Source organism: Pseudomonadota bacterium, assembly GCA_008501635.1.
GTDB lineage: Bacteria > Pseudomonadota > Gammaproteobacteria > QQUJ01 > QQUJ01 > QQUJ01.
Window position 1 is genome coordinate 63,500 of the sequence record QQUJ01000029.1, and the last position, 13,134, is coordinate 76,633.

Here is a 13,134-nt window from a genome sequence, read left to right on the forward strand (position 1 = left end):
CTCCTCATGGACGATCCAGCCCTTGCCGATCGACGATCAAATCAATACCAGATGTTTCCCGTATACGGCTCCCGGTCACTACACGTCAGCGGGCGGAGGATCCCGCACGACGCAGGATGACAGGCTGATACCTCTGCAAGCGGGCTGCGCGCCCACCAAATCCACGCACCCACCACAGCCCGGCGACAAAACCGGCAACCCCGCCGAGCAGAGCGGACAGATCCCCGACACCGGATACGGCAGTCGCTCCCACCAGCGCACCCAACAGCAACCCGAGCAACGGGATCAGATAGACCGCGAACGAACTCTTCAGCAGCGCGTCTTCGCGCACACCCAAAACGATACACTCACCGGGTTTGAGGTGAGCGTTGTTGACAACCTGAACCTCGGCAAACTTTCTTCCGAAGGTTTTGCCGAGCAGCGCATGACCGCAGCCCGCTTGCGCAGAGCAGTCACCGCAGCTCGAACGTCGCTCGGTCTCCACCCAGGCGCGTTCCCCATCGACGCGTACTACAATGCCTGCCTGCTCGATCATTGTGTATCGGGTCCGAGTACTATCGCCCGACCAATGAACTCGACGGTCGCGGGCGGGACCTCTCCCACCACGGTGACTTGATAGTCTTCGAGATTCAAGCCAAAAGCGCTGAAGGCGCCCAGGCGTGATATTCCGCTGAGGCCTTTGCGGTCGGACATGGGCTCCATATAGGCGGAGACCGATACCAGTCCATCACTGAAGACAACGTGGTCGACAGGCTGGCTGCTGCCAGGCAGCGTCTCTTTGATGTGTGAAAAAAGCTCGAAACCATCGGGTAGCGCCTTGATTTTCCAGGGTGTTGCCGCAATCTCCCTACGGGCTCTCCGCGCCGGCTCCGCAGACAGGACAGGCGGAACAGTGAGAGACTCTGCTGGACGGCTGGCGGATTCTTCCTCTTGCATAAGACGGAAGGAGGTGAACATGACCTGCTCCAGCGGGTACCCCTCTTCATCGAGCAACGCAACCTTCAGGGGGATCGCTGTTTGCCGGTCGAGCCAGAGTCGATAACCATAACGATAGCTGTCTCGCGGGTTGACGTGAATTTGTTGCGTTTCCCGGTCAGCGATGCGTTCGTTATCTCCCAATTGGAAACTGTAGAACTGATCGAGGTGCGTAAACGCCTCGCCCAACGCCATGGGGAACGTGGCAGAAGGCGTGTCGGGTTGGCTAAAGATCGATGATGTGTCGGGCAGGATTCTGGTGACGGCGGCCCCGTCGCGCAACACCTCGCGAGGTGCACCGTTCAACGCGATCAGATGTTCGCGCTCGCCATGCTCATCGACAGTGTGTTGAAGACTGATCGTCTCCATACGGGGTCCGCTGGCGTAAACGAAAGTGCCCTGATAGTTCAAGGTGTGCAGGGATCGCGCCATCCTTTCCAACCAATGCTGCGGCGTTTCCGTGCTACGCCCAGTAGCCCCGCCACTTTGGAATGAGGCAACCAGCAAAACGGCCGCAACTGCGATCAGACGCATGACCGGGAACTAATCGCTCTGTTCGTGACCGACTATGCGCACATGCGGCGGCATGCCCGATGTCGTCGCCCGCTCGCTGTGCTTGGCCAGGTAGTCATTCAGGCGCCGTGCCACTTCGGGATCGGTGACCTGCCATCGATTGACGGTGGCTCGCTGTACTACCGTCTGGGGTACGATGACCGAAGGCGGAGCCGCGACCTGCTGCGCAGCAACCGGCGGTTGCGTCGTGGAATTGACCATCTGCACCCCGACAATCGCAAGCAGTGCGACCGATGCAGCGATCCCCGCCCCAATCAGGGGTTGGAACCATTTTCCTGCTCCGCGCGGAGCATTGACCGGGGCAACGGCAACAGCAGGCTCGTTGCGGATATCCGCATCGACGCGATCGGCCATACGACAGTTGACGAATTCGGGCAAACCGCCCTTCATGGCGTCACGGATCAGTTGAAACCGCTGTAAACGCAGGCGTAGATCTCGATCCTCTTCTAGACGTTTCAGTAGCAGCGGCACTTCTTCATGCGGAAGTTCGCCATCCATCCACGCCGATAACTGCTCACCGACTTTGTCAGTCATCGCCTTCCCCTCACTCATCGTTCCAAATCCTTGAGTCGTTTATCGATTGCCTCGCGTGCGCGAAAGATCCGCGAACGCACGGTACCCACCGGACAGGACATGGTCTGGGCAATCTCTTCGTAACTCATACCTTCCATCTCTCTCAAGGTCACCGCGGTACGCAGATCCTCTGGCAAATCCTCTATGGCCTGGTAGATGGTGCGCTCGATCTCGTCGCGCAGCATCAGGTGTTCCGGTGTATCAATATCCCTCAGATGTCCCATACCGCCGTTTTGTTCCAAAACCTGGGAATCGATGTCTGTCTCCAAAGGCCTTCTCCCCTGCGCAATCAGGTAGTTTTTCGCTGTGTTGATAGCGATACGGTAGAGCCACGTGTAAAAAGCGCTGTCACCGCGGAATTTGGGTAGCGCACGATACGTCTTGAGGAACGCCTCCTGAGTAACGTCCATCGCCTCGTGGGGGTCGTGGATATAACGCGACACCAGCTTGATGATCTTGTGCTGATATTTGCGGACCAGCACATCGAATGCACCTCGCTCACCTTGCTGTACACGCTCTACCAGATCCTGATCAATGTTCCGTTCGCCCATCCGGGCACGCCCCTTTTCCTGTTTAGGCGCACCCTCCCGCCTGGTTGGATAGACATCCTCACCAGGGGATAGTTCGCCTAGAGACCCTATTTTCCTTATGTTTGTACCGAGATCGCGTTTGCCCACCCAGCCAAGTGTACGGTAACCTACCGCCGCACCCAGACGGGCACACAAAGTAGCTCAAAATACCCCATAGCCACCCCCCCAACAAGGCATGAAGCAGTCGGACTACTACGATGTTCTCGTAATCGGCAGTGGCGCAGCGGGACTCACCCTGGCGCTGCGACTCGGTGGTGCGCTGCGCATTGCCGTGCTCTCCAAAGGTCCGCTGACCGAGGGCAGCACTTTCTACGCTCAAGGCGGCGTAGCCGCTGTGATCGATGAAGCGGACTCTATCGAAAGCCATATCGCAGATACCCTCGATGCCGGTGCCGGGCTGTGCGACCCGGACGCTGTGCGCTTTACTGTCGGTCGTGGTCGTGAGGCCATTGAGTGGTTGATTGCGGAGGGTGTCCCCTTTACCCGTGCCATCGGCTCCGAGAGCGCCGGCGGCTATCACCTGACGCGAGAAGGGGGGCACAGCCGGCGCCGGGTGATCCACTCGGCCGACGCCACAGGGCGCGCGATGGAGACCACTCTGGCCGATCAGGCGCGCAATCGCAGCAACATCGAGATTTTCGAGCACCACGTGGCCATCGACCTGATAACCGGCGAGAAGTTCGGGCTGCCGCACAATCGCTGTGTTGGCGCCTATGTGCTCGATAGCAAAAGAGGCAAAGTCAATCTCCTTAGAGCGCGCTTTGTCGTACTGGCAACAGGCGGTGCCAGCAAGGTCTACCTCTACACCAGCAACCCTGACGGCGCCTCAGGTGACGGAATCGCAATGGCTTGGCGTGCCGGCTGCCGGATTGCCAATATGGAGTTCAATCAGTTTCACCCTACTTGCCTCTACCACCCTCATGCCAAATCCTTTTTGATCAGCGAAGCAGTCCGGGGTGAGGGCGGACGACTGCTGCTACCCGACGGCACCCGTTTTATGCAGCGCTTCGATTCCCGGGCCGAGCTGGCACCCCGCGACATCGTGGCGCGAGCGATCGACCACGAGATGAAGCGGCTTGGCAGCGATTGCATCTATCTGGACATCAGCCACAAACCTGCCGAATTCATCCGCGAACATTTTCCTACCATCTATCAGCGCTGTTTGGATTTTGGGTTCGACATCACTCGCGAACCGATTCCGGTGGTGCCGGCAGCACACTACACTTGCGGCGGCGTGGTGACCGATTTGCGGGCGCGTACCGACGTGGAATCACTTTATGCCGTTGGTGAAACCGCCTTCACGGGACTCCACGGCGCCAACCGCATGGCCAGTAACTCGCTCCTGGAATGCCTGGTATTCGCAATGGCGGGAGCGGATGACATACTCGCCCGGCTCTCCCACGTCCCACCGCCACCGGAACTCCCGGCGTGGGACGAAAGCCGGGTCACCGATTCCGACGAAGAGGTGGTGGTCTCCCACAATTGGAATGAACTACGCCACTTTATGTGGGATTACGTGGGGATCGTGCGCACCAACAAGCGCCTGCAACGAGCCTGCAGCCGCATCGAACTGCTACAACGCGAAATTGACGAGTACTACGGCAATTTCCGGGTCACCAGTGACCTGCTGGAACTACGCAACCTTGCCATGGTGGCCGAGTTGATCATCCGCTCCGCCATGCAGCGCAAGGAGAGCCGCGGCCTGCATTTCACGCTCGATTACCCGGAAACCGACCCGCTACTGACGCCTGCACCCACTATCCTGGAACCTCACTGACGATTCATCTGCTGGTGGCCCAGGGTGTCGCGATAAGCGTGCCAGGTAGCGTGACCGATCAGCGGCAGCATCACCAGCAGTCCCAGCAGAAAGGTCACCAGACCGATCCCGGTGAACGCCGCAATGATGGTGGCCCACAGCAGCATGGGGCGCGCATTTCGACGTACGGCCTGGACGCTGAGGCGCATGGCATCCAGGGCGTTGATGGTACGGTCCATGAGCAGCGGCACCGCCAGGGCGCTCATGGCAAACACGATCGTCGCCAATACGCCGCCCAGCAACAAAGCGGCCAGCAGCAGCGGAAAGGAATCGGGTTGCAGAAAAACCACCCGCACGAAACTCTCCCAGGTCGGAGTCACCCCCTGATGCAAAAGGGCGAAAATCAGCATCACCAACTGCATCCAGGCGATAAACACCAGCATTAGAACCATGCCGAAGACGGCGATCTGCCCGCCATTGGCACGCCAGGCGCCAAGCGCATGACCTAACGAAACCGGTTGTCCGCGCTCATGACGACGGCTGATCTCGTAGAGCCCGACCGCAGCTACAGGACCCACCAGAAAAAACCCGCTGAGCAACGGGAGCAGCAGGTAGAAAAGCTCCGCGTAGACGATCACGGCAAACAGCGCATACCCGGCGAGTACAAAAATCAGGCCGTAACCCAAGCTTGGCAGGGGTGCATGGCGCAGATCGCTCCACCCCCTGGCGAGCCAGCTCCACGGATGATCGAGTGTCAGTTCCTGGATCTTGAAATCGGAGGGAGCGGCCTCGGCAGCTGAGTTGGTCGACGTCATTCGGCGGGTCTCGGTCGGTACTTCTGAGGTTGGTTCGTCATGGGACATCAGGACTCCCACTACACCCTATTCCCGAGTGTTTGTATCGACTAGAGCGTACCACCCTCCTCCCGCATTAAACAACGTCGCAGCCAGCGCCAGGACTCGGCATCCGTCTGATCAGCCAGGAAAGGTAACCGATAGCGGCCCATTTCAACGAGTTCCACCTCGATGATCACCAGCGTCGAGGTCAGGTAGGTACAACGCCAGCTCCTGGCGTCGTGCCACTCGTGCGACACCAGCAACGACCACCCTGATACGGGTTCCTTTCTCACTGCCTGTGGGTAGCGGGAGGTCACGCCCCGCCACCGCCACGCGCTGACGATCACCACCAGTAAGGCGCCCGTCAACCGCTGCCAAAGAGGGAGGGGTAAAACCGCAACCGAGAACAAGGCGCCAAGCAGCCCTACCCCCAACCACCAACGCAGACGAACGGATGGAATCAGCTCAACGCAGCGAGGCGTCGCGGATCTTGTCGACGAGGTTTCGATAATCGCCATCCTCTGGCTCGGCCTGCAGCAACATCCAGTCGAGGAGTTCCTGATCCTTGCACTCCAGCATGTGTTCGAAGGTGTCTCGCTCCGAGTCGCTCAATCGATGGTAGCCGTGGTCGAGAAATGCAGCGAACAGCTCATCAAGCTCCAGCATCCCGCGCCGACACCGCCAACGCAAGCGGCGTTTACGGGCGGCTGTGTCTTCGGTAATGGAGGACATTTTCGTTGGCGTAGCACCTCAAACGACAGAGGACCCTATATACCGCGTTTTAACATCAACTGCTTGATGTGACCGATCGCTTTGGTGGGATTCAACCCCTTGGGGCACGCCTCCACACAGTTCATGATGCTGTGACAGCGAAACAGTTTGTAAGGATCCTCCAGATTATCCAGGCGTTCGTCAGTCGCCTGATCTCGAGTATCGGCCAGAAAGCGCCAGGATTGCAGAAGTGCCGCCGGACCCATGTACTTGTCCGGATTCCACCAAAATGAGGGGCAGGCGGTGGAACAACAACCACAAAGTATGCATTCGTAAAGCCCATCCAACTGATCGCGATCTTCCGGGCTCTGCAAACGCTCCTTTTCCGGCACTGGGTCGCTATTGATGAGGTATGGCTTGGCAACCCGGTATTGCTTGTAAAACTGGCTCATGTCCACGACCAGATCGCGGATGATGGGTAGCCCCGGCACCGGGCGAACCTGCACCGGCTCCTTCAGCTTCACCACCGGAGTGATGCAAGCAAGGCAGTTTCGGCCATTGACATTGACGGCATCGGATCCGCACACGCCCTCGCCGCAGGAGTGGCGAAAGGTCAGCGACTCGTCCCTGGCCTTGAGCAGGATCAGTGCCTCGCGGACCATCATCTCGGAGTTGACCTCCAATTCGAAGTCCTGCATGTAAGGTGCGCTGTCTGTGTCCGGATTGTAGCGATAGATCGAAAAACGCATGGTTACCGTTTCCAATTCTGAGTATAGCTAGGACCTGTCAACCATTCCCGAGCGTGTGTCGACGTCGACCTGCCCCTGTGATCAGTAAATGCGCTTCTTCGGCGGAAACGGATCAACCGTCAATGGCTGCATCTGCACCGGCTTGAAGTCGATCTTCCGACCCTCCCTGAAAAACAGCGTGTGCTTCAGCCAGTTCTCGTCGTCCCGATCCGGGAAGTCGACGCGGGCGTGGGCACCGCGGCTCTCCTTGCGCACCAGAGCAGATGAGACTGTCGCCAGAGCCACGTCCACCAGGTTCTCCAGCTCCAGCGCCTCGACCCGAGCCGTGTTGAAGGTGGCGCTGTGATCGCGCAGGCGCACATCGGACAGGCGTTGCTCCACCTCGATCATCTTCTCCACTCCCTCGGCCATGATCTCCTCGGTACGGAACACGCCGCAGTGATCCTCCATCACCTTCTTGAGATCATTGCGCAACGCGTCGACGGTTACGCCGTCACCCTTCTGGTCCCAGCGGGCCAGGCGGGCATGGGCTTTATCGACAACTTCCTGAGCGAGCGTGCGATGATTCGGATTCTTACCCAGGTATTCGATCATGCTGTTGGCGGCGGCGCGTCCGAAGACCACCAGGTCAAGCAGCGAGTTACCCCCCAAGCGGTTGGCACCGTGAACCGACACGCAGGCGCACTCGCCGGCGGCATAGAGGCCGGGCGCTACATCTTCGCTGGCATTGCCGGTTGTTTTCACCACTTCGCCGAAACGGTTGGTGGGGATACCGCCCATGGCATAGTGAGCGGTCGGGTAAACGGGAATCGGCTTTTCGATGGGATCGATATGCGCAAAAATCATCGAGCTTTCGCGAATGCCTGGCAGTCGCTTCATGATGGTTTCGGCGCCCAGGTGATCGAGACGCAGCAAGACATGATCTTTGTTGGGGCCGACACCGCGGCCCTCCTTCACTTCGGTGTACATGGAGCGCGCGACCACATCGCGACTAGCGAGGTCTTTAGCGTTGGGCGCGTAACGTTCCATGAAGCGCTCGCCGTCACCGTTCACCAGGTAACCCCCCTCCCCGCGACAACCCTCGGTCATCAGCATCCCCTTGCCAGCGATGCCGGTGGGATGGAACTGGAAGAACTCCATGTCCTGGAGCGGGATCCCGGAGCGCAGCGCCATCGCGGCGCCATCGCCCGTGTTGATCTTGGCGTTGGTGGTTGTGCGGAAGATCTGACCAAATCCTCCCGTGGCCAGTAGCGTGGCTTTGGCCTGAATCACCAGTGGTTTACCCGTCTCGATCTCCATCACCACTGCGCCCTGGAAACAACCCTCCTCGTCGCGCAGCAGATCGACAGTGAAATACTCATCGAAGAAGTTGGTCTGCGCACGCAGATTCTGCTGGTACAGTGTGTGCAGCATGGCATGACCGGTGCGATCGGCCGCGGCGCAGGTGCGAGCCGCCTGCTCACCACCGAAATTCTGGCTCTGCCCCCCAAACGGACGCTGGTAGATACGCCCCGCATCGGTGCGCGAAAATGGTACGCCGAAATGTTCCAACTCGTAAACGATCTCGGCGGCTGCACGACACATATACTCGATGGCGTCCTGGTCGCCCAGGTAATCGCTGCCTTTGATGGTATCGAACATGTGCCAATGCCAGTTGTCCGGCTGTACATTGGCCAGAGCCGCGTTGATTCCACCCTGCGCCGCAACGGTATGCGAGCGCGTAGGGAAAACCTTGGAGACCACTGCCACGCTGATTCCGGCATCCGCCAGTTGCAGCGCGGCCCGCAGCCCGGCACCACCAGCGCCGATTACCAATGCGTCGAATTTTTGTACAGGGATGCTCATGAATTCACCACCACGAAAAGTACCCGGGCCGCCCAAACACCATAGCCCAGCAGGGCGAAAGCCGTGAGGCCGAGCAGGGCCAGCCGTAACCCAAGCGGATTCACATAATCGAGAAACACATCGCGAATACCCACCCAAGCGTGAAGCAGCAACGAAAACATCGCCAGCACCCACAGCACGCCTACCAATGGGTCGGCCATCCACGCCTTCCACTCAACGAACGAGGCAGGCGCGCTGGTCAGAAAATGGAACACCACATAGAGAACAAAGAGCCCCAGATAGATCGCCGAGACGCGCTGCGCCACCCAGGCGCGAAGTCCATGTGCCTTGCGGCTCATAGGAATACCCCCACTAAAGTGATCAGGGCGGCGACACCACCTATGACAATCACGCCGATCGCGGACTGACGGGCTGCGGCTTTCTCGATGCCCACATCAATATCGAGCAGCAGGTAGCGGATTCCCGCACACAGGTGATGCACCAATGCCCAGACCAGCGCCACGACGATCAATTTGAACACCACGCTGCTCATCAAGGCGGCCACCTGCGCAAAGCCTTCCGGATGGGATAGCGAGAGCTCCAGGAGATAGAGAAACAGGGGTATGGCGAGAAACATCAATACCCCGGAGATTCGGTGCGCGATCGACGCGTAGCCAACCGCAGGCAACCGAAAACGCAACAAATCGAGATTCTTTGGACGCGTCTGAGAGGCCATTGCCTGATCCACTGTGATGGTACAGATGAAGGGAAAAGGCGCCGAGTCGGAGACGCCAAAAACCGCGGCAAATTTTAATCAGTTATGCTTGCATAAGCAAATGTGATTTTAAGGTACCACAAGCTTATCAAACCGTTCCTTTCGAGAATGCACGCAGACACCGTGATTACGCGTAGCCTTGGACAGCGGGCACGGCATTGTCTAAGCTTTCCGCTGTAATTTAGTCGGGAAAATGAGCATGAAGAGTGACTGGCAACGTCTACTGATCGACCAGGGCGCGGTAACGAACGGGGACCGAATTGAACACTTCGGCGCACCGCAGGAAGAGCTGTCAGCGGCGGTCTCCGCGACGGCGGTGTGTGACCTGTCCCACTATACGCTGCTGGAGATCAGCGGTGTCGACGCCGGCGAATTCCTCCAGGGTCAGCTGACCAATGATGTGCGTCAGCTCCAGGACAATCACAGTCAACTGAGCGCCTACTGCGACCACAAGGGGCGCATGCTGGCCCTTTTCCGCATCTGGCCCTGGCAGGAAGGCTTCCGCGCCACATTGCCGAGCGAACTCGCCGACGAGGTGGCCGGGCGCTTGCGGATGTTTGTGCTGCGCTCGAAGGTGGAGATCCATGACCGCAGTACCGGGATCGCCCGCCTTGGCATCGCCGGATCTGCTGCCGCCGCGCTGCTTGAGCAGCACGTTGGCCCGGTCCCCCAGGCAGTCAATCGCTTCACCGATCAGCGCTCGACACGTATTACACGGCTACCGGGCGAGCATCCTCGGTTCGAGCTGCATTTGCCTGTCGAACATGCCGGCAGGTTATGGCAATCGTTGAGCAGCGAGGCCAGGCCCGTCGGTGCGCCCTGTTGGGATCTCCTTATGATACGGGCAGCGCAGCCCGAGGTCGTCGCGGCCACGCGTTCCCTGTTCACTCCGCAGATGCTCAATCTGGAGGTCCTGGACGGGGTGAGTTTCAACAAGGGGTGTTACACCGGGCAGGAGGTCGTGGCACGGACCCAGTTCCTTGGAACCATCAAGCGCCGCATGTTCCCCGGTAAAGCGGCAGCAGAAACCCAGCCGCCCGCGGGTGGCGAACTGATCGGCGCCGAGGCTGCCTCCGGTCAAGCCACGGGGCGCATCGTCCTTTCCGCACCGAGCCCCGATGGCGGTTACGAGGTGCTGGCCATGGTGCAGATCAGCGCTCGCGAAGCGGGTTCCCTGCACATTGAGGGCGCGCCAGCAGCGACAGTCGAGTTACGTGATCCCCCCTACTCGTTGGAACAGATCAAACCGGGCAGTCAATAACGATTCCGGGTCGGAAAGGGTATCTGCTAGACTGCCCCCTCAGCCGACAGCCCAGAACAACCAGTTCGCTCCAATCGGGGAGGAGTACACCCAACGCCATGACTGACGCCTCTGATCAATTCCTGCAACGGCTACTCGATGATCTGGCGCACAATCGCCTGGTGTTGCCGACCCTTCCCGAAGTGGCCCTCAGGGTGCGCGACACCGTCGAAGACGAGATGGCCTCGGCCGGCCAGATTGCCGAGATCGTCGCTACCGATCCCGCATTGGCGGCACGGCTTTTTCAGATCTCCAACAGCCCGCTCTACCGAGGCAACAAACCCATCGATGACCTGAAGATGGCAATCACGCGTCTCGGGCTCGGCGTGGTACGCAACGTGGTAACCAGTCTGGCGATGCAGCAGATTTTTCAGCCCACCACCGATGCGCTGGATCAGCGCTTCCGCAAGATCTGGGAGCACAGTACCGAGGTGGCCGCCATCAGCTCCGTGCTCGCCAAGCAGTACACCCGACTACGCCCCGACGAGGCGATGCTGGCGGGTCTGGTGCACGACATCGGTGCATTGCCGATCCTGAGTCGTGTAGAAGAGGATTCCTCCCTGGTAGCGGACGACGATCAGCTGGATGAGCTGTTGAAGAATGCCGCCGGCACCATCGGTGAAGCCATCCTCAAGGCCTGGGGGTTCTCCGACGCGCTGGTACAAGTTCCCAACGGGGTGCGCGATCTGCGGCGCCAAAGTGGCGACAAACCCGACTATGTCGACGTCGTGCAGGTCGCCAAACTTCAAGCGCTGTTCGGCAGCCAGGATCCCCTGGGCAGGGTGGACTGGGCCACGGTGCCAGCCTTTGCCAAACTGGGCATAGACTGCTCGGTAGAGGAGATTTCCATCGACGTCCCCAGCGAGGACGTTGGCGCAGTCCGCGAATTGTTGACGGGCTGAGCGCCACAGCCGGCATCAAACCGAAAGGCCCGCACCGCGGGCCTTTCGGTTTTGCGGCTGATGTGCCAGCTCAACTCTTGCTTTCCGGACGCATGTGGGGAAACAGCAGCACATCGCGGATCGACGGCGAATCGGTAAAGAGCATCACCAGCCGATCGATCCCGATGCCCTCACCCGCCGTGGGCGGCATGCCATGCTCCAGGGCAGTGATATAGTCCGCGTCGAAATGCATCGCCTCTTCATCGCCCGCCTCCTTCTCTGCCACCTGCTTGCGAAAACGCTCGACCTGATCCTCGGCATCATTGAGTTCCGAAAAGCCATTGGCAATCTCGCGCCCGCCAACGAAGAACTCAAAGCGATCGGTAACAAAGGGGTCGTCGTCATTACGCCGCGCCAGCGGTGAAACCTCGGTGGGGTACGCGGTGATAAAGGTCGGATCCCTGAGCCGCTGCTCGACGGTCTTTTCAAAGATCTCGATCTGCACCTTGCCCAATCCCCAACTCGCCTTCAGCGGAATCCCCAGGCGTTCAGCGACGGCACGCGCGGACTCCAGCTGGTCGATCTCGGCAGCCGAGATATCGGCATTGAAATGCAGGATCGAGTCGCGCACGCTCATGCGCGCGAAAGGCGTGCCGAAATCGTAGCTCTCGCCCTGATGTTGGATCGTGCTCGAACCGATAATATCGGTGGCGATTCCGCGCAACAGCGTCTCGGTCAGATTCATCAGGTCTTTGTAATCGGCGTAAGCCTCGTAGAACTCCAGCATGGTGAACTCGGGATTGTGCTGGGTCGAGAGCCCTTCGTTGCGAAAGTTGCGATTGATCTCGAACACCTTCTCGAATCCCCCCACCACCAGGCGCTTGAGATAGAGTTCCGGCGCGATACGCAGATAGAACCCCATATCGAGTGCGTTGTGGTGAGTGACAAAGGGGCGCGCCGCCGCACCTCCCGGGATCAGCTGCATCATCGGTGTCTCGACTTCGAGAAATCCGCGCTCGACCAGGAAATCGCGGGTGTAGTTGATGATGGCGGAGCGCAGGCGAAAGGTGTTGCGTGTCTCCTCGTTCATGATCAGATCGAGGTAGCGCTGCCGGTAGCGGGTCTCGGTATCGGTGAGACCGTGAAACTTTTCCGGCAACGGGCGCAGGGATTTGGTCAGCAGGCGCAGCTCATCCACTTTTACCGAAAGTTCACCGGTCTTGGTCTTGAACAGAACACCCTCGGCACCGACGATATCGCCCACATCCCAGCCTTTGAAATTCTGGTAGACACCTTCCGGCAGCGCATCACGTTGCACGAAAAGCTGGATCCGTCCCGACATATCAAGCAGATGAACAAAGCTTGCTTTGCCCATCACTCGCTTACCGATCATGCGTCCGGCCACACTCACCCGCAGCGCATCGGTTTCCAGCTCCGCGGCGCTTTTTGCGCCGTATTCGGCGTGCAGCTCGCCGGCCACCACGTTGCGGCGGAAATCGTTGGGAAAGGCGACGCCCTCCTCGCGCAACTGTTGGAGCTTTGCCCGGCGCTGGGCGATCAGTGTGTGCTCTTCGTCATTGTTCATGGTGAG

Annotated in this window: 15 protein-coding genes; 3 read left to right on the forward strand and 12 right to left on the reverse strand. The window is 59.3% G+C overall.

Annotated features, from left to right (window positions below):
- Nucleotides 1-85: 85 nt before the first annotated feature.
- Genes DWQ09_16775 through rpoE form a run of 4 tightly spaced genes read right to left on the reverse strand, consistent with a single transcriptional unit; the run spans nucleotide 86 to nucleotide 2,672 of the window.
- A complete protein-coding gene (locus DWQ09_16775; GenBank protein ID KAA3626339.1) occupies nucleotides 86-535 on the reverse strand; it encodes a Fis family transcriptional regulator in 450 nt (149 codons plus the stop codon).
- Nucleotides 532-1,509, reverse strand: a complete 978-nt coding sequence (locus DWQ09_16780) for a hypothetical protein (GenBank protein ID KAA3626340.1) — start codon at nucleotides 1,507-1,509, stop codon at nucleotides 532-534. Before DWQ09_16780 ends, DWQ09_16775 begins: the two co-directional genes overlap by 4 nt.
- Before the next feature lie 9 nt (nucleotides 1,510-1,518).
- Nucleotides 1,519-2,100, reverse strand: coding sequence for a hypothetical protein (locus DWQ09_16785; protein ID KAA3626341.1), 582 nt, complete (start codon nucleotides 2,098-2,100; stop codon nucleotides 1,519-1,521).
- Nucleotides 2,097-2,672 (reverse strand): RNA polymerase sigma factor RpoE, encoded by a 576-nt coding sequence (gene rpoE / locus DWQ09_16790; GenBank protein KAA3626342.1) that lies wholly within the window; start codon nucleotides 2,670-2,672, stop codon nucleotides 2,097-2,099. Before rpoE ends, DWQ09_16785 begins: the two co-directional genes overlap by 4 nt.
- A 214-nt stretch (nucleotides 2,673-2,886) precedes the next feature.
- On the opposite strand from rpoE, the gene DWQ09_16795 reads away from it, so the two are divergent.
- On the forward strand, nucleotides 2,887-4,488 hold the full coding sequence (locus DWQ09_16795) for an L-aspartate oxidase (GenBank protein ID KAA3626343.1): 1,602 nt from the start codon (nucleotides 2,887-2,889) through the stop codon (nucleotides 4,486-4,488).
- Here the strand turns inward: DWQ09_16795 and DWQ09_16800 are convergent.
- The 7 genes from DWQ09_16800 to sdhC form a co-directional block, all read right to left on the reverse strand.
- Nucleotides 4,482-5,330 carry a DUF2189 domain-containing protein gene (locus DWQ09_16800; GenBank protein ID KAA3626344.1) on the reverse strand — a complete coding sequence of 283 codons (849 nt, stop codon included), beginning with the start codon at nucleotides 5,328-5,330 and terminating at the stop codon, nucleotides 4,482-4,484. The two genes, DWQ09_16795 and DWQ09_16800, sit on opposite strands and share 7 nt — an antisense overlap.
- A 41-nt stretch (nucleotides 5,331-5,371) precedes the next feature.
- A complete protein-coding gene (locus DWQ09_16805; GenBank protein KAA3626345.1) occupies nucleotides 5,372-5,566 on the reverse strand; it encodes a hypothetical protein in 195 nt (64 codons plus the stop codon).
- A 202-nt stretch (nucleotides 5,567-5,768) separates the two neighbouring features.
- On the reverse strand, nucleotides 5,769-6,035 hold the full coding sequence (locus DWQ09_16810) for a succinate dehydrogenase assembly factor 2 (GenBank protein KAA3626346.1): 267 nt from the start codon (nucleotides 6,033-6,035) through the stop codon (nucleotides 5,769-5,771).
- Nucleotides 6,036-6,070: 35 nt separating this feature from the next.
- Entirely contained in the window at nucleotides 6,071-6,763 is a 693-nt protein-coding gene (locus DWQ09_16815) for a succinate dehydrogenase iron-sulfur subunit (GenBank protein KAA3626347.1), read from the reverse strand.
- Between the two features lie 81 nt (nucleotides 6,764-6,844).
- The gene (gene sdhA, locus DWQ09_16820; GenBank protein ID KAA3626348.1) at nucleotides 6,845-8,608 is read right to left on the reverse strand and encodes a succinate dehydrogenase flavoprotein subunit; all 1,764 of its coding nucleotides are present in this window, start codon (nucleotides 8,606-8,608) and stop codon (nucleotides 6,845-6,847) included.
- Complete coding sequence (gene sdhD, locus DWQ09_16825) at nucleotides 8,605-8,946, reverse strand: succinate dehydrogenase, hydrophobic membrane anchor protein (GenBank protein ID KAA3626349.1); 342 nt, start codon at nucleotides 8,944-8,946, stop codon at nucleotides 8,605-8,607. Before sdhD ends, sdhA begins: the two co-directional genes overlap by 4 nt.
- Nucleotides 8,943-9,323 (reverse strand): succinate dehydrogenase, cytochrome b556 subunit, encoded by a 381-nt coding sequence (sdhC, locus tag DWQ09_16830; protein KAA3626350.1) that lies wholly within the window; start codon nucleotides 9,321-9,323, stop codon nucleotides 8,943-8,945. The genes sdhD and sdhC overlap by 4 nt, the downstream gene beginning before the upstream one ends.
- 232 nt (nucleotides 9,324-9,555) lie before the next feature.
- Here sdhC and DWQ09_16835 point away from each other — a divergent pair, with 232 nt between their 5' ends.
- Both DWQ09_16835 and DWQ09_16840 read left to right on the forward strand, forming a co-directional pair.
- Nucleotides 9,556-10,623: a folate-binding protein gene (locus DWQ09_16835; GenBank protein KAA3626351.1), complete on the forward strand. Its 1,068-nt coding sequence runs from the start codon at nucleotides 9,556-9,558 to the stop codon at nucleotides 10,621-10,623.
- A 98-nt stretch (nucleotides 10,624-10,721) separates the two neighbouring features.
- Nucleotides 10,722-11,564: an HDOD domain-containing protein gene (locus DWQ09_16840; GenBank protein KAA3626352.1), complete on the forward strand. Its 843-nt coding sequence runs from the start codon at nucleotides 10,722-10,724 to the stop codon at nucleotides 11,562-11,564.
- A 70-nt stretch (nucleotides 11,565-11,634) separates the two neighbouring features.
- Here the strand turns inward: DWQ09_16840 and lysS are convergent, their stop codons facing one another.
- A complete protein-coding gene (gene lysS / locus DWQ09_16845; protein ID KAA3626353.1) occupies nucleotides 11,635-13,128 on the reverse strand; it encodes a lysine--tRNA ligase in 1,494 nt (497 codons plus the stop codon).
- Nucleotides 13,129-13,134 lie beyond the last annotated feature (6 nt).